The following is a 19209-nucleotide window of genomic DNA, read 5'->3' on the forward strand; positions in this document are numbered from 1 at the left end:
CTCCCGCGCACCGCTCATGTTCTGCTAACGCCCGCCTGACGTTCCGTTGACGTCCCTCGAAGGAGGGTTCCGGCCCACGCATGACCGGGTGTCCGTGCGGGAAGAGCGGGTCCGCGCGTGACTTCGGCGGTCCGATCACCGTTAGATGTGATGTGCCCAAGCCTGCCGTGTCCGCCGTGCCGCCCGTGACGACCGCTTCCGCCGGAGCGGGTGCCGCCGCTTCGCCGCCGCCCTTCCTGCTCACACCGCGCCAGGGGGAGGGCGCCCGTGCGCTCCTCTCGTACGTGGCCGGCCTGCCGCTGGACTCCGCCGACGCACGGCTTCTGGCGGTCGTCGTGGGGATCAGGGCCGCGTGGACGGGGGCGGGCAACCTCACGGGGACCGATCTGCGGTCTCTGCGGCTGGAGGACCCGGAGGGGGCCCTGGCCGAGCTGGCGGCGGCGGGGTGGGAAGTGCCCGGGCAGCTCATCGGCGGGGACCCGGACGTGCCGTACGCCATCGTGGTGCCGGAACTGGCCCCGGGGCCCGACCGCGCGCTGCGCATCGGCAAGGACGCGCGATCGCGGGTGTCGGGCTGGTCCATGCGTACGAGGCTGGCCAAGCCGGTACGGAAGGGGGCGTCGGGGGTCCGGCTGGCCGCGCTGTTCCTGGCGGCCCAGTGCTCCGACGAGCTGGTCGGCCGGGCGCCGGCCGAGCTGCCCGCCGTCTGTTACGGGGCGGTGCCCGTGCTCCTGGAGAAGGGGTTTCTCGCCGAGGTGTCCGGGCAGACCTACCGGCTCGGCGAGTCGATGAGGCACCTCGCGGGCCGGTTCCGTACCCCGGAGGAGATCGCCGCAATCGCGCGGGCGGAGGAAGAACGGCGGGCGGCCCGGGAGGCGGCGGCCGCCGCCGAGCCCACGCCGGAGAGCTGGGCGGCCTGGAAGTCCGGCGTCAGCCCCGCACTGCTGCGGCACGCGGAGGCGGTCGAGGCGTGCGCGCTCTGCCATCTCCCCTTCGTGCGGCTCGCCCCGGCGTTCATGATCGGGCCCTCCCCGCTGCCGGCGCCCCGGGCGGCTCTCGACGCGTACGAGTCGTGGCGGGCCGCCCACCCGGACTGTGGGCGCGAGGCGGCCCTGTTCACCGTCGAGTTCCGGGCGGAGCACGGCCACGGGCCGTCGCACAGCCAGCTGTGCAAGGGCCTGCGGTGGAAGAAGCTCGGGCGGGAGCTGCGCGGGATCATCGTGCACACCCTCATCGAGGAGGGCTGGCTGACGTCCACGCCTCCGGTGCCGTGGACCCTGCGGCCGGGGAAGACCGCCCAGGCGCAGGGGATCGCCCTGCCCGGACAGGCGGTGCGGGCCGGCCGCTGAGGTCAGTGCGCCGTGATGTGCGCGCTGCCGCTGCCCGCGTCCCGGGAGGCCAGGAACAGGGTCGCCGCGATGAGCAGTGTGGTGATGATGCCCGTGGCCAGGATGGGGGACGGGGCGTAGGTGGCCGCCAGGACCGCGAGCACCGCCACGGGGTGGAGCATGTCGGCCGTGCGGCGGAGTCCCGCGGTGCGGTGGTGCAGCAGCCAGACGAGGGTGATGAACACGGCGACCGGGACGGTGTAGACGGCCGCCGCCGTGCGGTCGGAAATGTGGCCGTGGCCCGCGGTGTGTGCGACGTTGAGGGCGAGCCCGGCGCCGACCGCGGCCGCCGACGCGAAGACGAGGTAGTGCCCGTACCCCCACCGCAGCGCCGTACGCAGGCTCGTCAGCAGCCGGGGTGCGCTCTGCGCGAAGTACAGCCACCACAGGGCGAACACCGTCAGCAGACCGCCCGCGACCAGTGCGGCGAGGTCGGCGAGATCCGCGTGCGTGTCCAGCGCGGCGCGTACGGCCCCGGTGGCCGCGGTGATGGACTCGCCGAGCACGATCAGTGTGAACAGGCCGTACCGTTCGGCGATGTGGTGCGGATGCCAGGTGGTGGTGGTTTTACGTTCCGCCAGTGCGGGAACGGCGATTTCCGCGACGACGAGGACCGCGAACGTCACCAGGCCGGTGTCCTCGGGCAGCGCCAGCCGTACGACCCAGCCGATCTGCACCAGGAAGATCCCGGCCGCGTACCCCAGGCAGGTGCGGCGTCGCTCCGGGTCCGAGCGGGAGGCGCGCAGCCACTGCGTGACCATGGCGAGCCGCATGATCACATAGCCCCAGGTGATGACGGTGAAGTCCTCCTGCTCCAGCGCCTCGGACGCGCCCGCCGCGAGGACGAGCGCGCCGGTGATCTGTACGAGCGTCAGCAGCCGGTACGGGACGTCGTCGGTGTCGTACGCGGAGGCGAACCAGGTGAAGTTCATCCACGCCCACCAGATGGCGAAGAACACCATCGCGTAGCCGAGGACGGCGTGGCCGATGCGGCCTGCCGCGAGTTCGTGTTCGAAGGCGGAGGCGGCCTGGGCGACGGCGGCGACGAAGCAGAGGTCGAAGAAGAGTTCCAGCATCGTCGAGGCGCGGTGCTGTTCGTCGGCGCTGCGCGCCACCATGGGCCGGTGCCAGAAGCTGGGGGAGGGGGACGATGAGCTCATGGGGGCGCATTCTTCCGGCTGAGCGGGGTAAGCACGCGTGAACCGCGCCCGGGGAAAAGTGCTGGCGTGGTGCGGCGGGGCTCTGCCACACTCCGCGCCATGACCTATGGAATCGAGAACCACCCCGCCCGTTGAGCGCCCCGGAAGAGCGCGGAGCGCTCACTCCCCGGCCCTCCTCCCTGTATGCGTGCGCGCTGCGTGTCGAACATGCCGAGCCCGAGGGGCCGTGGTCCCGGGCGGACGCGGCACCGCCTGTACCCCGCCGGGTCCCGTCCAACCGGGCCGGTCGGGATTTCACCCGGACCAGGGACGAGCTGGCCCGTCTCCTCGGTCCGTTGCTGGCCTCCCCCGACCCCGTCGCGGCGGCGGAGGAGGTGCACCGGCGGCTCGACGCCCTGGACCCGCCCGGCAGGCACCGTCCGCTGCGTCTCCTCGTCGCCGGGGTGCCGGTGGAGAACGAGGATCGGGCGCGGGCGGTGGCGCGGGTGCTCGTGCGTACGGGGACCACCTACCTGGCCGTCTGCACCGGGATCGCCCTGCTCACCCGGCTCGGTGGGCCGCAGGATGTGCCGTATCTCCGGACTCTCGGCCGGCTGCGCAGCCTTGTGCGTCCCGTCGTCCATGCGCTCGACGCGCTCGACCGGCCGGCCGGTGCGCTGCTCGAACTCCGCGACCAGTGCGAGCCCGTGACCTTCGGGCCGCTGCTCGCCGCCGTCGACGCCGGTGACCGTACCGCCGTACGGGAACGGGTGACCGCACTGCCGGGTGACCTGGCGCCCGATGTGGCGCGGCGGGTGGCGGAGGCGGCCCGGCTCGTCGATCTGCTGGCGGCCGTTCCCGGCCTTCCGTCCCGCGAGGGCGCTGCCCTGGTCGCCCGGGCCGGACGGCTGCTGTTCCGCATGACCAGCCTTCGCGACTATCGGCCCGAGATCCTTTCCTACCCGGACGCCCCTCGTGCGTACGAAGCGTTCGCGCGGGGCGCCGGGCTTCTTCCCGTCAGGCTCGGCCACCATGCGCTTCTTCTGTCAGCGGTTCAGGAGCTGAGCACGGGGCCCGCCGTGCTGCACGACTGGGGGCCCGGGCGGCGTGAGGCGGTGCTGTCGGAGCTGACGGCCGTCCTGCGGCGGCCGGAGTGGTGTGTGGCGCCGGACGGGGAGGGCGACGAGCCCGGTGTGCGGTGGCGGGTCGCGTGGCTGCGGCGTACGCGGGCGCAGCTGCTGGGGCCGCCGCAGGCGCCGGGTGCGCGGTTGCGTATCGCCGTACACGAGCGTGACCCCGACGATCCGGGCGCCGTCGAGGCGCGCGTCCTTGTCGACGGGCGTCCGCTGGTCCCGGACTACTTCGGTCACGGACCCGCGCACTCCCCGGAGGAGTTGTTGTTCCCCGGCACCCTGCGGGCCACGGACGAACCGCGCGAGGTGCGGCTCGCCGAGGCGTACTGCACGGAGGGCTGTTGCGGTGCGCTGTATGTCACCGTCCGGCGGGACGGGGATCAGGTCGTCTGGTCCGGCTGGCGATGCCCCGTTCCGCCGGGCGGCAAACGCGAACTGCCCGAATTCCGCTTCGACGCCGCCGCGTATGACGCGGAGGTCGCCCGGGCTTCGGGGGACGAGGGCTGGATGTGGCCCGCCCGCCGGGCCGCCCGGCTGATCGCTGCCGGGCTGCGCGGCCGGCCGGACCTCCTCACGCGGTGGAACGTCCGGCTCGACTGGGCCGGGACGGCCTTCAGTAACCCCGACGACACGCTGATCAGCCTCTTCTACGACGGCGAGGACGGCTACGTACGGCAGATCCGCTGGCACATCCCCGAGGACGGCACCCCGCCGGAGGACCGTGCGGCGGCCGCGTTGCGGCGGCTCGGCGAGGAGGATCCGAGGGCGTACGGGGATTAGCACCGGTCCACCGATCGGGTGATCCCCGGTCGGGGGCGAGGCGTTGGCAGGGCCGGGGAGCGGGGGTGTGCCCGCTTCCCGGCCGCTGTGTGTCCGGCGTGTCGGGGTTGCCGTGTTTGGCACAGTGCCGCTCCACGATCTTCGTGATCAAGAACGGGGTGGACGATGAGTGGTGCGCGGTTGAGGCTGGTCGATCTTGCGGGTGGCCCCGCCGGTGGGGGTGGTACTGCCGGCGGGACTGAGTTGCGGCACAGCGGTGGTGCGTGGTTGCGGGCCGCCGGGGGTGCGGAGGGGATGGGGGCTCACCTCGGGCCCGTACGCGGGGAACTGGCGACGGCGCACGAGGGTCTGATCGCCGGGACCGCCGGGCTGAACTCCCTTGCCGAGCTGGGTGCCGTACGGGAGTCCTGGGTACGCCGGGTCGAGTCCGCCCGCCATGAGTGCGGGGCGCTCGCGGGCAGCCTGCGCGCTGTCGCGCGGGCGCAGGGGGAGACGAATGAGTCCGTACGTTCGTCCTTCTCGCCCGTCGCGCGGCTGACCCACGGGGTCGAGCGGTGACCGCGCTGTCCTCCACGTTGACGTGGGCTCAGTTACGCGACCTCAAGTGCGCCGAGCTGGAGAGTGCGGCGGATGGCTGGGGCAAGGCGAGCAACCGGGCGGATGCGGGGCGGGACCGGATCGAGAAGCAGCTCCTCGTCGGTCTGCGCGAGTCCCAGCGCGGCGCGGCGGCCGATGCGGCGGTCGGGCGGCTGCGGGGGATGAGCCGGAATTTGCAGTACGTGTACACCGAGTGCGGGCTGATCCGTACCGCGTTGAACAGTCTCGCGCACGAGATGCGGGTGCAGCAGGGGGTGCTGCGGCGGGCGTTGGAGGAGGCGGAGTCGCTGAAGTTCACCGTGCACGCGGATGGGTCGGTGTCGTATCCGGCCGGGCCCGGGGGCCTGTTCGACGGCGATCCGGTGCCCGGTGGCACGGCTCGGGCGGCCGGCATGCCGGGGCTGCTGCCCGCCTCGGGGCTGGTCGCCCCGGACACGCATGCCGCGCGGGCGCGGGACATCTCGGACCGGGTCACGGGGGCGGTCCGGGCGGCCGCCCGGACCGACTGGCGCTTCACCCGGATCCTGCGCCGGCTCCGCGCGGAGGAGGGCCTGAAGGTCCCGGACCGCACGTGGACCGACGCGGCGGGCGACGCGGCGGCGGTCCGGGAGGCGGCGCGCGGGTACCTCAAGTCCCGCATCCCACGTGACGCGTCGCCCGCGGCGGTGCGTGAGTGGTGGGCCCACCTGACGGACGAACAGCGCGAGGAGTACCTCGCGGTGTACCCGGACCAGATCGGCAACCTGAACGGCATCCCGTCCCTGATCCGCGACACGGCGAACCGCGACAACCTCCAGCTCCTGATCGGTGAGCTGGAGGGGCGGGATGACGAGGTGTCGCGGGTGCGGTTGGCGGGGTTGCGGGAGATTCACCGACAACTGGACGCGGGCGGCCAGCCGCCGATGTACCTCCTCGGCATCGGGGACGAGGGGAATGGGCGCGCGATTGTTTCGTATGGGAATCCTGATACGGCGCGGAATGTGGCGGCGTATGTGCCGGGGTTGAACACTTCGTTGGACGAGGATTTCGCTAGGGGGGACCTCAAGAGGGCCAGAGACACGGCTAAAGCGGCCATGAAGTACGACCATTCAAGTGCGTCGATGGTGTGGTTGGGATATGACGCACCGCAATTCCCGGATGGTTTGAACAGCCTTGCTGTTGGGGGTGACGACAGGGCCGTCAGGGGTGGTGATGCGTTCAACCAGTTTATGGGGGGACTGGCGGCTACGAATGTGCATGAGGACCCGCATATGACAGTGATCGGACACTCGTACGGATCGCGCACGGTGGGAGCTGCAACTCAGCAAGACGGTGGGATCCCTGGGGCCGACGACATCGTCCTGGTTGGAAGTCCCGGGGTTGGTGTGAATCGAGCAGAGGATCTAGGAGTGGGCAAGGGCCACGTCTTCGTGGGCGCGGCGGAGAATGACGTCGTGACCAAGGTGCCGTCTGTTCGGCAGGTTGCCGCAGGGTTCTTCGGGCTGACTGGAGGACCTGCGGCTGCGCACTTGCTTGGAGAGGTCGCGGATCCGGGGGGCGACGACCTCTGGTTCGGGAAGGATCCGGCGAGCGAAGCTTTTGGTGCCAGACGATTTCCGGTGGCGCCCGGGCCGCCCCTCATTGGGTCCGACGGATTTTCGATCGACGCCCACTCGAATTACTTTGATGCCGAACCTCAACGAGATGCGATGTCGGCCGACAGTATCGCTTTGATCGCGGCCGGAAAGGCTGACAAGGTCAAGGTGGAGGAGGTGCGGTGACGCGGCGATTGTTGGGGCTGGGGGCGGTGCTGCTCTTGTTTCTTCTTGTACCTGGTTGCGGAGATGGTGACCGCACTAATGATGGAGGGCGCGCGGCCATGGATATGCAAGAGGCTGCAGATCGAGCTGACGAAATTCTGGACCAAGTCCTCCGGCAGATTAAGCCTGAGGTTCAGTGGGCTCATGGGCCCACTAGTGCCGGGCGTTGTGACGTTTCGCGGATGCGCGTCGTTATGACCATCATCTCTGACGAGCGTCGCGGTAGCTTTCTCGGGATCGTTGACCGCTTCTGGCGGAAAAATGGGTACAGGATCAAGGCTGTTAACAAGGACAACGACCTTCCCGCCATCTATGCCCAAACCAGCGATGGTTTTGGCGTTACGTTGAGTGTCGGAGGGAAGGGCCAAGCCTTCTTCGAGGTAGATAGCCCCTGCGTGGAGGAGTCCGAGGTGGCGGAGGCGACGGCCTCGCCCAATGGGCCGTCCTATGCGGGGGTGTACCCGCTACCACGCCCCAACGTCCGCTCCGACTTCTGGTCTCTCGGCGCTCCCTGAGCGCCCCCGCGCTCCCCCGATGTGACTCGTACACACCCTCGAAAACGCTCCCGAAGCGTGCCCTGATGGGGGATGGTTGACGGGTGCGTAGATTCTGGGTGGCCATGGGGGTCGGGGTCGGGGGGGCCCTGGGGTTTGTGGCTCTGCTTGTTGTGGGGACCTACTCCGCTGCTGCCGGGCTCGTCGGGGGGGCGGGTGGGGGGGCCGTCGCGTTGGCCGAGGGGGCGGTGCCGGCGAAGTATCAGGGGCTGGTGCAGAAGTGGGGGAATCTGTGCCCCGCGATCAACCCGGCTCTGCTCGCCGCTCAGCTCTATCAGGAGAGCGGGTGGAACCCCCGCGCCCAGAGCGCCGCCGCCGCGCAGGGCATCGCGCAGTTCATTCCCGGGACCTGGGCGGGGCATGGGATCGACGGGGACGGGGACGGGGACCGGGACGTGTGGGATCCGGCCGACGCGATCCCCTCCGCCGCTTCGTACGACTGCGAGCTCGCCGGGTACGTGAAGAAGGTCCCGGGTGACCCCACCGACAACATGCTCGCCGCCTACAACGCGGGGGCGTACCGCGTGATCAAGTCGGGCGGCGTGCCCGACATCGCCGAGACCAGGAACTACGTCAAGATCATCCGGTCGCTGGAGAAGAGCTTCGCCCGGCCCGTCGGCCGTGTGCAGCCCTCCCAGCAGGCGGCCGGGGCCATCTACTTCGCGCAGAAGAAGCTCGGCACGAAGTATCTGTGGGGCGGCAACGGTACGCCGGAGCAGGGCGGGCGGTTCGACTGTTCCGGGCTGACCCAGGCCGCGTACCGGACCGTCGACATCGAGCTGCCCCGTGTCGCGAACGATCAGTACAACGCCGGGCCGCACCCCTCGCGCGATGAACTGCTCCCCGGTGATCTGGTGTTCTTCTCCGACGATCTGACCAACTCCCGTGCCATTCATCACGTGGGCCTGTACGTCGGGGGCGGGTACATGATCAATGCTCCGTACACTGGTGCGGTCATCCGGTTCGACAAGATCGACTCGCCCGACTACTTCGGTGCCACCCGCGTGACCAAGGACGGGGCGGCGGCGCTGCCGACCGCGCGGGCGGCTGGCTGAGGTGTGTGCCGGTGGCCGGAACCCTCCGTGAAGCCCGGGCCCTGAGCTGCGACGATGTGTCACTCTTCGATAACGTCATGGTGATCATTCGGTGGAGAGTGGAACGTACGCACGGGGCGCGTCGTTCTCTGGCTGGGCGCGTGAGTGATCGACGTGGACGGACCGAACACGGGGGTTCGTGAAATGCGGCGCACAGGGACGTGTGCCGCAGCAGCAGACAAGGCAAGGGGCCGCAGCAGATGGCTGGACTCGCACTGGATGGGTCGAACCCCGACGTCAGCCTGCTCTACGACATCAACGGACTCGCCAAGTCCGCTCCCACCTGGTTCGACCGGGTCATGGAGTTCGTCGGAGAGTACGGGATCATGCTCGGCATGGTCCTCGTGGTCCTGTGGTGCTGGTGGAGCGTTCGCCGGCGCGGCACGGCCGAGGACTCCGTGTCGGCGGTGGCCGGGCTCGTCTGGGCGCCGCTCGCGGCCGGTATCGCCCTGCTCATCAACATTCCGATCCGTGGCTTCGTGGAACGGCCGCGGCCGTTCAAGGACCACTCCGGGCTCGACGTCCTGGTGGACGGGAAGAACGACTTCTCGTTCGTCAGCGACCACGCCACGATGGCGATGGCTCTCGGCGTCGGGCTCTTCGTCGCCCACCGTAAGTTCGGCATCGCGGCCATCGGGCTCGCCCTGCTGGAAGGGTTCTGCCGGGTCTACATGGGCGTCCACTACCCGACCGACGTGGTCGGCGGCTTCGCGCTCGGTACGGCCGTCGCGCTGCTCCTCGCGCCCCTGGCGATGATGCTGCTGACGCCCCTCGTGGCGGCCGTCTCCCGGTCCGCCCGCCTCGGCCGCCTGGTCCGCTCGCGCCACCCCCGGGCGGCGGACCCCGACCGGAACGACGCGCTCGGGATCCCCGAGCCGCGCCCCGGTTCGCGCGGCGGCGGCTCCGACGGTGAGAAGGGCCTCGCGGCCTGAGCCCGGCCGTCCCCCGGCATGTGCCCCGGAGCCCGCAAGGCGGCCCGGGGCACGCGTGTGTCCAGGGCCGGGACGGGGCCGCCCCTTCCCCGCACCGGCCCCCCTCACACCCCCTGCGCGTACGTGAACAGCCCCTCCGGGTCGTACCGCTTCTTCACCTGGGCCAGGCGCGCCGCGCCCGAGCCGTAGTACGCGGAGCGCCAGTTGGTGAGGGACGGGTCCGTGTAGTTCTGGTACGCCGCCCCGGAGGCGTACGGGCGCATCGCCGCATGGGTTTCTTTCAGCCACTTCTGCTGGGCGGTTCCCGGGGCCCCGGGCCGCCAGGCCCCGATGTACTGGGCGAGCATCCGGGAGCGGCGGTGGACGAACGCCGTGGCCTGCGGGTCCACCCGGTTCACCGCCCCGCCCAGCGCGGTCAGCGCGACCGAGCCGCCGCCGCCCTGGCCGGGGGCGAGCCGGGTGAACGCCAGGACCGCGTCGAGCAGGGCCGAAACGCCCGCAGGGGGCAGTGAGCGGTCGTAGAAGTCGGAGGCGGCGGCGTACGTCTCGCGCTGGAGGGCGCCCTGCGGGGTGCGGCCCGGCGTGGTCCCCGGAAGGTGGCACTGCGCGTCCGTGAGGCCCGAGCAGCCCGCGTACACGAGCATCGCCTCCCGGTAGTCGCGGCGGCGCAGCGAGACCGAGGTGGCGGAGGCGCCGATGCGGTCGGCGAGGCGGTCGACGGCGTTCTGGAGGTCCCCGTACGTGCCGAGGCTGAAGGCCGAGACCGAGACCGTCGGGTTGCTGCCGCCCGGCCCGGCGTCCAGGTGCGCGGCGGACCAGATCTCGTCGGGCTGGTCCGGGCCCCACTCCTGCCAGGCGGTGATGACGTCCCGGGCGCGCGACCAGGGCCAGGACATGTACGCGGTGACGGTCCGGGGGGCGGAGTGCGTACGGAAGCGGAGGCTCGTGACGACGCCGAAGTTGCCGTTGCCCGCGCCGCGCAGCGCCCAGAAGAGGTCCGGGTCGTGTTTGGCGTCGGCGGTCACCGTGCGGCCATCGGCCGTGACGAGGGTGGCGGCGGTGAGGCTGTCGCAGGTCAGGCCGTAGGCGCGGGCGGCGACGCCGTGGCCGCCGCCGAGGGTGAGACCGGAGATGCCGACCGTGGGGCAGGAGCCGCCGGGGATCGTCAGGCCGTGCGCGGCCAGGCCCTCGTAGACGTCCAGGAGCTTGGCGCCGGCGCCGATCGTGCCGTTCGACTCGACGCGGTTGAGTGACGCGACGTCAATCACCAGGCGGCCGTTGCCGCTCGACCAGCCGGCGTACGAGTGGCCGCCGCTGCGGATCGCGACCGGCACGGAGGTGCGGCGGGCGAAGGCCAGGCATTCGCGGACGTCGTCCTCGTGCCGGACGTAGGCGATCCCGGCCGGTTTCTGGCCGTCGAAGCGGGTGTTGTAGAGCTGACGGGCGGTCGGGTACGCGGTGTCGCCGGGGCGGATCAGCGGTCCGTCGAGGCTCTTGCCGAGCGCGGACCAGTCCGCCGGGCCGGAGGGCTTGGCGGACTTGGCGGGTTTGGACGCCGAGGGGGCCGGGGAAGACGCGGGCCCGGTGGTGGCCGGGGTGTCGCCGGGCGACGGGTCCGCCGTGTCGGTGCCCTCGCACGCGGTGGCGGTGGCGCCGGTCAGGACGGCGGCGCCCGCCACGAGGAGCGTGCGCCGGTTCGGCAGGGTCATCGGACCTCCGGGGTGGGGGAGAGGGGGCCCGTGGTCAGGCCGTGGTGCGGTGTTCGTCGGCGTCCGCGCGGGCCCGGTCGCGGGACCGGCGGGCGGGCCCGGACCAGCCGCAGGCGCAGCGGGCGGTGCAGAACGAGCCGCGTTCGACGGTGGTGGGTTCATGGGCGGGGCGGGCCGGCGGGACCTCGGCGGCGTGTTGGTCGTACACGCGAACACGGTACTGGGCGGGGCGGCCCGGCCGGGAGGGGTCCGTCAACCGCGAGGGGGCGCTCGCATCGCGCCGACGGCGCCAATCGGGGGCGTGGACGTTACAGGGGGCACGGGCGGTCGTTATGCGAGGCGGACACGGACTCGGGCAAGCGGTTCGGGGTTTGGGGATGGTCAGGCGATGGTGGTGCAGCAGCACAGGTCCGGAGGCGGGGCGCGCGTCGTGCGCGCCTTCGTCGCGGTGGGCGTGACGGCGGCGGCCGCCGGGTGCGCCGGTGGCGGCGGCGCCGACCGTGCCGCGGCGGCCGCGGACGCCCGGGACGGCGGCGCCGAGGTGGTGCGGCGGGCGGCGGCGGTGCTCGCCGGGGACGGGGTCGCGAGCGCCGAGGTGAGTACGTCGATGGAGACGGCCGCCGGCGGCACCCGGGTCACGATCAGGGGCTCGGGTTCGTACGACTTCCGGGCCGGTTCGGGCCGGCTGAAGGTGGTGCTGCCGCCCGACGCGGCGGGCGAGGAGGAGCACCGGCCGATCACGGAGCTGCTGGCGCCGGGGGCTTTGTACATGATGAACCGGGGCGCGGGGGTGCCCGCCGACAAGTGGGTGCGGATCGACACGACGGCCCTGGAGGACGGGAATCTGGTCACCGGCGGGGTGACCGATCCGCTGGCCGCCGCCGAGCTGCTGCGGGGTGCCGGGGGCGTGACGTACGTGGGTGAGACGGATGTGGCCGGGGTGACCGTGCGGCACTACCGGGGCACCGCGGACATCGGCCGGGCGGCCCGGCTGGCGGCGCCCGGGGCGCGGGCGGCGCTGGTGGCGGCGGCGAAAGGGTTCCGCACGCGGGCGGTGCCGTTCGACGCGTATCTGGACGAGCAGGGGCGGCTGCGGAAGGTGCGCCACCGGTTCAGTTTCGCCAACGAGGGCCCGGCGGCGGAGGTGGTCTCCACGACGCTTCTGTACGGGTTCGGCGTGCCCGTCACCGTACGGCTGCCGCACGACCGGGACATCTACACCGGTGAGATCGAACAGGGGCGGGCGTGAGATGAGTCGCACGGTCCCCGCATGGGTGGGGGCGAAATGGTCCGTCCGTGCCATGCGCGGTGCGTGTCGGGCTCTCTACCCTAGGAAGCCGGTGACGGCAGTGAGAGGTGAGTGACGTGGTGACGCTCAGCCCGACCGTATCGGACCATGTGGCGCTCGCCGAGATCGAGCTGTGCGGGGAGCTGATGATCGCGGCTTCGGCGGCGATCGGGGAACGGCTCAGTGCGGACCGCATCGACGAGGTGCTCGATGTGAAGGCCGGCGGCGACCGCACCACCGTCCCCCGGCAGGGCGAACACCGGGGCTGAGTGATCGCCGGGGGTCAAGTACGCAGCAGGCGGGCGATGGCCTTGGTGGCCTCCTCGACCTTCGCGTCGACCTCGTCGCCGCCCTTGACGGCCGCGTCGGCGACGCAGTGCCGCAGGTGCTCCTCCAGGAGCTGGAGCGCGAAGGACTGGAGCGCCTTGGTGGACGCCGAGACCTGGGTGAGTATGTCGATGCAGTAGACGTCCTCGTCCACCATGCGCTGGAGACCGCGGATCTGGCCCTCGATGCGGCGCAGGCGTTTGAGGTGTTCGGTCTTCTGGTGGTGGTAGCCGTGTATTCCGCGGTCGTGGTCGGTGACGATCGCTTCCACGGGGGCCGCGCCGGGTACCGCGTCCGGTGAGGGCCCGGTCCCCATGGCCTCGGTGGTGGTCATTGCTGCCTCCCGTTTTCCCTTTACCCTGCCGGTTTATATACCCCTGGTGGGTATATCCTAACGAATTCAGCTGAAACGTGACCGGGGTCCCGTGCTGATCACTGTGCCCGATGCGCGACACTGAAGAATGCCGGTTAGCCGTGGCCGGATGATGCGCCTAGCATCAGCCTGACCGAATCCAAAGCACCCCGAGGACCCCACGTGCGCTTTCGTCTGACCCCCAGGGAGACGAGCTTCTACGACATGTTCTCCGCATCCGCGGACAACATCGTCACGGGCTCGAAACTCCTGATGGAACTGCTCGGGGCGGATTCGTCCTCCCGGGCCGAGATCGCGGAGCGCATGCGGGCAGCGGAGCACGCGGGGGACGATGCCACCCACGCGATCTTCCACCAGCTGAACTCCTCCTTCATTACGCCGTTCGACCGTGAGGACATTTACAACCTCGCGTCGTCGCTCGACGACATCATGGACTTCATGGAGGAGGCCGTCGATCTGGTCGTGCTGTATCAGATCGAGACGCTTCCCAAGGGTGTGGAGCAGCAGATCGAGGTGCTGGCGCGGGCGGCCGAACTGACCGCCGAGGCCATGCCGGGTCTGCGCACGATGGACAACCTCACCGAGTACTGGATCGAGGTCAACCGTCTGGAGAACCAGGCCGACCAGATCCACCGCAAGCTGCTCGCGCACCTCTTCAACGGCAAGTACGACGCCATAGAGGTGCTGAAGCTGAAGCAGATCGTGGATGTGCTGGAAGAGGCTGCCGACGCGTTCGAGCACGTCGCGAACACGGTGGAGACCATCGCGGTCAAGGAGTCCTGAACCACGTGGACACCTTCGTACTGATCGTGACCATCGGCGTCGCGCTCGGCTTCACCTATACCAACGGCTTCCACGACTCGGCGAACGCGATCGCCACGTCGGTCTCGACCCGTGCGCTGACGCCGCGTGCGGCGCTGGCGATGGCGGCCGTGATGAACCTCGCGGGCGCGTTCCTCGGCAGCGGGGTCGCCAAGACCGTCAGTGAGGGCCTGATCGCGACGCCCGAGGGCAACAAGGGGATGGGCATCCTCTTCGCCGCGCTCGTCGGCGCAGTCATCTGGAACCTGATCACCTGGTACTTCGGGCTGCCCTCGTCGTCCTCGCACGCGCTGTTCGGCGGGATGGTCGGCGCGGCGCTGGCCGGCGGGACGATGGTGCACTGGGACGGGGTGCTCGACAAGATCGTCATCCCGATGTTCCTGTCGCCGGTGATCGGCCTGGTGGTCGGTTATCTGGTGATGGTCGCCATCATGTGGATGTTCCGGAAGGCCAACCCGCACAAGGCCAAGCGCGGTTTCCGCATCGCGCAGACGGTCTCGGCGGCGGGCATGGCGCTCGGGCACGGTCTCCAGGACGCGCAGAAGACGATGGGCATCGTGGTGATGGCCCTGGTCATCGCCGACGTCGAGTCCCCGAGCGATCCGATCCCGGTCTGGGTGAAGCTGGTCTGCGCGCTGATGCTGTCGCTCGGTACGTACGCGGGCGGCTGGCGCATCATGCGTACGCTCGGCCGGAAGATCATCGAGCTGGACCCGCCGCAGGGCTTCGCCGCCGAGACGACGGGTGCGTCGATCATGTTCGGTTCGGCGTTCCTCTTCCACGCGCCGATTTCGACCACTCATGTGATCACCTCGGCGATCATGGGTGTGGGCGCCACGAAGCGGGTGAACGCGGTGCGGTGGGGGGTCGCGAAGAACATCATCCTCGGCTGGTTCATCACGATGCCGGCCGCCGCGCTGGTCGCCGCCGGGAGTTACGGGGTCGTGTATCTGATGTTCGGCTGACGCCGGCCGCGCGGTACGTGGGTCCGCCCCGCACTCCCGAGGGAGTGCGGGGCGGACCCTTTCGCCTTGTGGTGGCACCGCCATGCAGCACCCCAAGGCCGTACGGGAGGGCCGGGCGGATCAGCCGAAGCGGCCGGAGATGTAGTCCTCGGTGGCCTGGACCGACGGGTTGGAGAAGATGCGTTCCGTCTCGTCGATCTCGATGAGCTTGCCGGGTTTGCCGACCGCCGCCAGGTTGAAGAACGCGGTGCGGTCCGAGACGCGGGCAGCCTGCTGCATGTTGTGCGTGACGATGACGATCGTGAACCGTTCCTTCAGCTCGCCGACCAGGTCCTCGATGGCGAGGGTGGAGATCGGGTCGAGGGCGGAGCACGGCTCGTCCATCAGCAGCACGTCCGGCTCGACGGCGATCGCGCGGGCGATGCACAGGCGCTGCTGCTGGCCGCCGGAGAGGCCGGAGCCGGGCTTGTTCAGCCGGTCCTTGACCTCGTTCCACAGGTTCGCGCCGCGCAGGGACTTCTCCACGACGTCGTTGAGGGTGCTCTTGCGGTACGAGCCGTTGAGGCGCAGGCCCGCCGCCACGTTGTCGAAGATCGACATGGTGGGGAAGGGGTTCGGGCGCTGGAAGACCATGCCGACCGTACGGCGTACGGTCACCGGGTCGACATTCGTCCCGTACAGGTTCTCGTCGTCCAGGAGCACCTTGCCCTCGACGCGGCCGCCGGGGGTGACCTCGTGCATCCGGTTCAGGGTGCGCAGGAAGGTGGACTTGCCGCAGCCGGAAGGGCCGATGAAGGCGGTCACCGAGCGGGGCTCGATGGTCATGGAGATGTCGTCTATCGCCTTGTGACTGCCGTAGTAGGCCGACAGTCCGCTGACGTCGATGCGCTTGGCCATCTGAATCACTGCTTTCCGGCGGGCCTAGCGCCCGGCCTTGGGGGCCTTCCAGCGGGCGATACCGCGGGCCACCAGGTTGAGGATCATGACGAAGGCGATCAGGACCAGGGCCGCTGCCCAGGCGCGGTCGTAGGACGCGGCCTCACCGATCTTGTACTGCTCGTAGATGTAGAAGGGCAGTGACGACTGGGCGCCTTCGAAGGGGTTGGTGTTGATCAGCTGGCTGCCGAAGACCAGCAGGATGATCGGGGCGGTCTCGCCGGCGATGCGGGCGACGGCGAGCATGACGCCGGTCGCGATACCGCCGATCGCGGTCGGCAGGACCACCTTGAGGATCGTGCGCCACTTCGGGATGCCGAGGGCGAGGGACGCCTCGCGGAGCTCGTTCGGGACGAGCTTGAGCATCTCCTCGGTGGAGCGGACGACGACCGGGATCATCAGGATCGTGAGGGCGAGCGCGCCCATCAGGCCGGACGGTTCCAGGCCCGCGATCAGCATGATCGACAGGATGAAGAGACCGGCCACGATCGACGGGATGCCGGTCATGACGTCCACGAAGAAGGTGACGGCCCTGGCCAGCGCGCCCTTGCCGTACTCCACCAGGTAGACGGCGGTGAGCAGGCCGAGCGGGGCGGAGATCAGGGTGGCGATGCCGACCTGCTCCAGGGTGCCGATCAGCGCGTGGTAGACGCCGCCGCTGGCCTCGGGGCCGAGGACCCCGGCCATCGAGTGGGTCAGGAAGTAGAAGTCCAGGCGCTCCGAGCCGCGGCTGACGGTCGTCCAGAGCAGCGAGGCCAGCGGCACGACGGCGACCAGGAAGCACACCCAGACCAGGCTGGTGGCGAGGCGGTCGCGGGCCTGGCGCTGGTTCTCGACGACGCTGGTGGCGGCGTACGAGATGATCAGGAAGAGCAGCGCGGAGATCAGGCCCCACTGCACCCGGCTCTGCCAGCCGGCGGCGAGGCTCAGCCCGATGCCGAGCACGATGGCGGCGGCCGCGAAGCCGAGCGGCGCGAGGCGCGGCAGGGACCGGCTGCTGAGGCTGCCCTTCGGGGCGGCCGGTGCGGGCGTCGGGCGGTCCTGGACGCCGGGGGTGGTGGTGGCGTGGCTCATGCGTTGGCCCCCGAGTACTCCTTGCGGCGGGCGATGATGAGCCGGGCCGCGCCGTTGACCAGCAGGGTGAGGACGAAGAGGACCAGGCCGGAGGCGATCAGGGCGTCCCGCCCGAACGCGTCGGCCTCGCCGAACTTCGCCGCGATGTTCTGGGCGAAGGTCCCGCCGCCCGGGTTGAGCACGTGCAGCGAGATCAGGAAGTTCGGCGACAGGACGGTGGCGACGGCCATCGTCTCGCCGAGCGCGCGGCCGAGGCCCAGCATCGAGGCGGAGATGACGCCGGAGCGGCCGAACGGCAGGACCGAGAGGCGGATGACCTCCCAGCGCGTGGCGCCGAGGGCGAGCGCGGCCTCCTCGTTCATCCGGGGGACCTGGCGGAAGACCTCGCGGCTGACGCTGGTCACGATCGGCAGGATCATGATCGCGAGCAGGATGCCGACGGTGAAGAGGGAGCGGGCGACGCCGATCTCGGTCTTCTCGAAGACGTAGGTCCAGCCGAAGAACTGGTCGAGCCAGAGGTTGAGCCCCTCCAGGTACGGCACGAGGACGAGGGCGCCCCAGATGCCGTAGACGATGCTGGGGACGGCGGCGAGCAGGTCGATGACGTACGCGATCGGGCCGGCCAGCCTGCGCGGGGCGTAGTGCGAGATGAACAGGGCGATGCCGACGGCGACCGGGACCGCGATGGCCATCGCGATGACGGAGCTGACGACGGTCCCGAAGAGCAGGACGGCGATGCCGAAGACGGGCGGGTCACCGGCCGGGTTCCAGTCGAAGGTGGTGAGGAAGTTGCCCTCGTCCTTCGAGATGGCGACCGCCGCGCGGTAGGTGAGGAAGGCGGCGATCGACGCCATGATCACCAGGAGCAGGATGCCGGAGCCGCGGGAGAGACCGAGGAAGATCCGGTCGCCGGTGCGGCCCGTGGACCGGGGGCGGGATCGCCTGCCCGGCGGGGTTTGTATCTGTTGTGTGGTGGAAGCCATGGTCTTTCCGGTCTGTGTGGGGGAGCCGGGGCTCCCCTGGCGGCGGTGCACCGGAGGGGCGGTGGCGGCCGGTCCGGAGGGGTGTTCCGGACCGGCCGCCGGATGCGCTGGGTGTCGTACGGCTGGTGTCGTACGGCTTGGTTACGAGAGGCCGGCGACGGTCTCGCGGACCTTGGCGTTGATCTCCTCGGGGATCGGGGCGTAGCCCGCCTCGGTGAGGAGCTTCTGGCCGTCCGCCGAGGCGGTGTAGGTCAGGAAGGACTTGACGGTGCCGAGGGTGTCGGCCTTGTTGCCGGTGTCGCAGACGACCTCGTACGTGACGAGGACCAGCGGGTAGGCGCCGTCGGCCTTGGTCGTGTAGTCGAGGTCGAGCGCCAGGTCCTTGCCGGTGCCCTTGATCTTGGCGGCGGCGATGGCCTTGGAGGCGTTCTCGGAGGACGCCTTGACCGGGGCGGAGCCGCCGGTGTCGATGTCGACCGTGGAGATCTGCTGCGAGGCGGCGTAGGACAGCTCGAAGTAGCCGATGGAGCCGTCGACCTGCTTGACCGAGGAGGCGACGCCGGAGGAGCCGGACGCGGCCTGGCCGCCGGGGGCGGGCCACTTCTTCTCGGCCTCGTACTTCCAGTCCTTCGGGGCCGCGGCGCCGAGGTACTTGCCGAGGTTCTGCGTGGTGCCGGAGTCCTCGGAGCGGTGGAAGGGCTGGATCGCCTTGTCCGGCAGCTTGGCGTCGGGGTTGAGCTTGGCGATCGCCTCGTCGTTCCACTTCTTGATCTTCGTGTCGAAGATCTTGGCGAGGGTGGGGGCGTCCAGGGTCAGGCTGTCGACGCCTTCGAGGTGGAAGCCGACGGCGACCGGGCCGCCGACCATCGGGAGGTTGATGCCCTGGCCGGTCTTGCAGACCTTCTTGGAGTCGGCGACCTCCTCGGGCTTGAGCGCCGAGTCGGAGCCGGCGAAGCCGACGGTGCCCTGGTTGAAGGCGACGATGCCCTCGCCGGACGAGGAGGAGTTGTAGTTGATCTCCACGCCGGAGCAGGCGGCCATGTACTCCTTGACCCAGAGGTCCATGGCGTTCTTCTGCGCGCTGGAGCCGGAGGCGCGCAGCTGGCCCTTGGCGCCGTCGCACTTGACGTCGGACGCGGCCTTCGTCTTGGCGCCGCCGGTGGCGGAGGTCTCGCCGCTGTTGTCGTCCGAACCGCACGCCGTGAGGACCAGGGCGCCGGAGACGGCGAGGGCACCGAGCGCGGTGGCACGAAGCCGGTTCTTGCGCTGAAGCTTCACTTTCGGGTGTTCCTTCCAGAAGCCGCCGCGGCTGCTTG

General features: G+C 70.4%; 19 protein-coding genes. 11 read left to right on the forward strand and 8 right to left on the reverse strand.

All coding sequences use genetic code 11. The features are described from left to right. Nucleotides 1–185 precede the first annotated feature (185 nt). Entirely contained in the window at nt 186–1349 is a 1164-nt protein-coding gene (locus OG338_RS15755) for a hypothetical protein (protein WP_405937924.1), read from the forward strand. A 2-nt stretch (nt 1350–1351) separates the two neighbouring features. Here OG338_RS15755 and OG338_RS15760 read toward each other — a convergent pair whose 3' ends face one another. Further along, nucleotides 1352–2548: a low temperature requirement protein A gene (locus OG338_RS15760; RefSeq protein WP_405937925.1), complete on the reverse strand. Its 1197-nt coding sequence runs from the start codon at nt 2546–2548 to the stop codon at nt 1352–1354. Between the two features lie 335 nt (nt 2549–2883). Here OG338_RS15760 and OG338_RS15765 point away from each other — a divergent pair, with 335 nt between their 5' ends. From OG338_RS15765 to OG338_RS15790, 6 genes are all read left to right on the forward strand, one after another. Further along, the gene (locus OG338_RS15765; protein WP_405937926.1) at nt 2884–4440 is read left to right on the forward strand and encodes a hypothetical protein; all 1557 of its coding nucleotides are present in this window, start codon (nt 2884–2886) and stop codon (nt 4438–4440) included. Between the two features lie 294 nt (nt 4441–4734). Next, nucleotides 4735–4998 (forward strand): hypothetical protein, encoded by a 264-nt coding sequence (locus OG338_RS15770; RefSeq protein WP_164628592.1) that lies wholly within the window; start codon nt 4735–4737, stop codon nt 4996–4998. Next, nucleotides 4995–6797, forward strand: a complete 1803-nt coding sequence (locus OG338_RS15775) for an alpha/beta hydrolase (protein WP_405937927.1) — start codon at nt 4995–4997, stop codon at nt 6795–6797. The genes OG338_RS15770 and OG338_RS15775 overlap by 4 nt, the downstream gene beginning before the upstream one ends. A gap of 98 nt (nt 6798–6895) precedes the next feature. Further along, nucleotides 6896–7351 (forward strand): hypothetical protein, encoded by a 456-nt coding sequence (locus OG338_RS15780; protein ID WP_405937928.1) that lies wholly within the window; start codon nt 6896–6898, stop codon nt 7349–7351. Between the two features lie 104 nt (nt 7352–7455). Continuing rightward, the gene (locus OG338_RS15785) at nt 7456–8445 is read left to right on the forward strand and encodes an NlpC/P60 family protein (RefSeq protein ID WP_405940437.1); all 990 of its coding nucleotides are present in this window, start codon (nt 7456–7458) and stop codon (nt 8443–8445) included. Between the two features lie 239 nt (nt 8446–8684). Then, the gene (locus OG338_RS15790; RefSeq protein WP_405937929.1) at nt 8685–9416 is read left to right on the forward strand and encodes a phosphatase PAP2 family protein; all 732 of its coding nucleotides are present in this window, start codon (nt 8685–8687) and stop codon (nt 9414–9416) included. A gap of 104 nt (nt 9417–9520) precedes the next feature. Here OG338_RS15790 and OG338_RS15795 read toward each other — a convergent pair whose 3' ends face one another. Next, on the reverse strand, nt 9521–11125 hold the full coding sequence (locus OG338_RS15795; RefSeq protein WP_405937930.1) for an FAD-binding oxidoreductase: 1605 nt from the start codon (nt 11123–11125) through the stop codon (nt 9521–9523). Between the two features lie 34 nt (nt 11126–11159). Next, nucleotides 11160–11333 (reverse strand): hypothetical protein, encoded by a 174-nt coding sequence (locus tag OG338_RS15800; protein WP_018101683.1) that lies wholly within the window; start codon nt 11331–11333, stop codon nt 11160–11162. A gap of 180 nt (nt 11334–11513) precedes the next feature. On the opposite strand from OG338_RS15800, the gene OG338_RS15805 reads away from it, so the two are divergent. Next, nucleotides 11514–12374, forward strand: coding sequence for a hypothetical protein (locus OG338_RS15805; RefSeq protein ID WP_405937931.1), 861 nt, complete (start codon nt 11514–11516; stop codon nt 12372–12374). Nucleotides 12375–12490: 116 nt separating this feature from the next. Then, on the forward strand, nt 12491–12682 hold the full coding sequence (locus tag OG338_RS15810; protein WP_405937932.1) for a hypothetical protein: 192 nt from the start codon (nt 12491–12493) through the stop codon (nt 12680–12682). 14 nt (nt 12683–12696) lie between these two features. On the opposite strand, the gene OG338_RS15815 is transcribed toward OG338_RS15810, so the two are convergent. Beyond that, nucleotides 12697–13074 carry a metal-sensitive transcriptional regulator gene (locus tag OG338_RS15815; RefSeq protein WP_405937933.1) on the reverse strand — a complete coding sequence of 126 codons (378 nt, stop codon included), beginning with the start codon at nt 13072–13074 and terminating at the stop codon, nt 12697–12699. A 201-nt stretch (nt 13075–13275) separates the two neighbouring features. Here OG338_RS15815 and OG338_RS15820 point away from each other — a divergent pair, with 201 nt between their 5' ends. Further along, nucleotides 13276–13896 carry a DUF47 domain-containing protein gene (locus tag OG338_RS15820; protein ID WP_026171331.1) on the forward strand — a complete coding sequence of 207 codons (621 nt, stop codon included), beginning with the start codon at nt 13276–13278 and terminating at the stop codon, nt 13894–13896. Between the two features lie 5 nt (nt 13897–13901). Then, nucleotides 13902–14900, forward strand: coding sequence for an anion permease (locus OG338_RS15825; protein ID WP_405937934.1), 999 nt, complete (start codon nt 13902–13904; stop codon nt 14898–14900). 120 nt (nt 14901–15020) lie between these two features. Here OG338_RS15825 and pstB read toward each other — a convergent pair whose 3' ends face one another. The 4 genes from pstB to pstS all read right to left on the reverse strand — a co-directional run bounded on the left by pstB (nt 15021) and on the right by pstS (nt 19171). Next, on the reverse strand, nt 15021–15797 hold the full coding sequence (pstB, locus tag OG338_RS15830; RefSeq protein WP_164624265.1) for a phosphate ABC transporter ATP-binding protein PstB: 777 nt from the start codon (nt 15795–15797) through the stop codon (nt 15021–15023). A 24-nt stretch (nt 15798–15821) separates the two neighbouring features. Continuing rightward, entirely contained in the window at nt 15822–16910 is a 1089-nt protein-coding gene (gene pstA, locus OG338_RS15835; protein ID WP_405937935.1) for a phosphate ABC transporter permease PstA, read from the reverse strand. Further along, a complete protein-coding gene (gene pstC, locus OG338_RS15840; RefSeq protein ID WP_405937936.1) occupies nt 16907–17893 on the reverse strand; it encodes a phosphate ABC transporter permease subunit PstC in 987 nt (328 codons plus the stop codon). The genes pstA and pstC overlap by 4 nt, the downstream gene beginning before the upstream one ends. Before the next feature lie 141 nt (nt 17894–18034). Then, the gene (gene pstS, locus OG338_RS15845) at nt 18035–19171 is read right to left on the reverse strand and encodes a phosphate ABC transporter substrate-binding protein PstS (protein ID WP_405937937.1); all 1137 of its coding nucleotides are present in this window, start codon (nt 19169–19171) and stop codon (nt 18035–18037) included. Nucleotides 19172–19209: the final 38 nt, after the last annotated feature.

This window comes from Streptomyces sp. NBC_00726, assembly GCF_045161735.1.
Classification (GTDB): domain Bacteria; phylum Actinomycetota; class Actinomycetes; order Streptomycetales; family Streptomycetaceae; genus Streptomyces.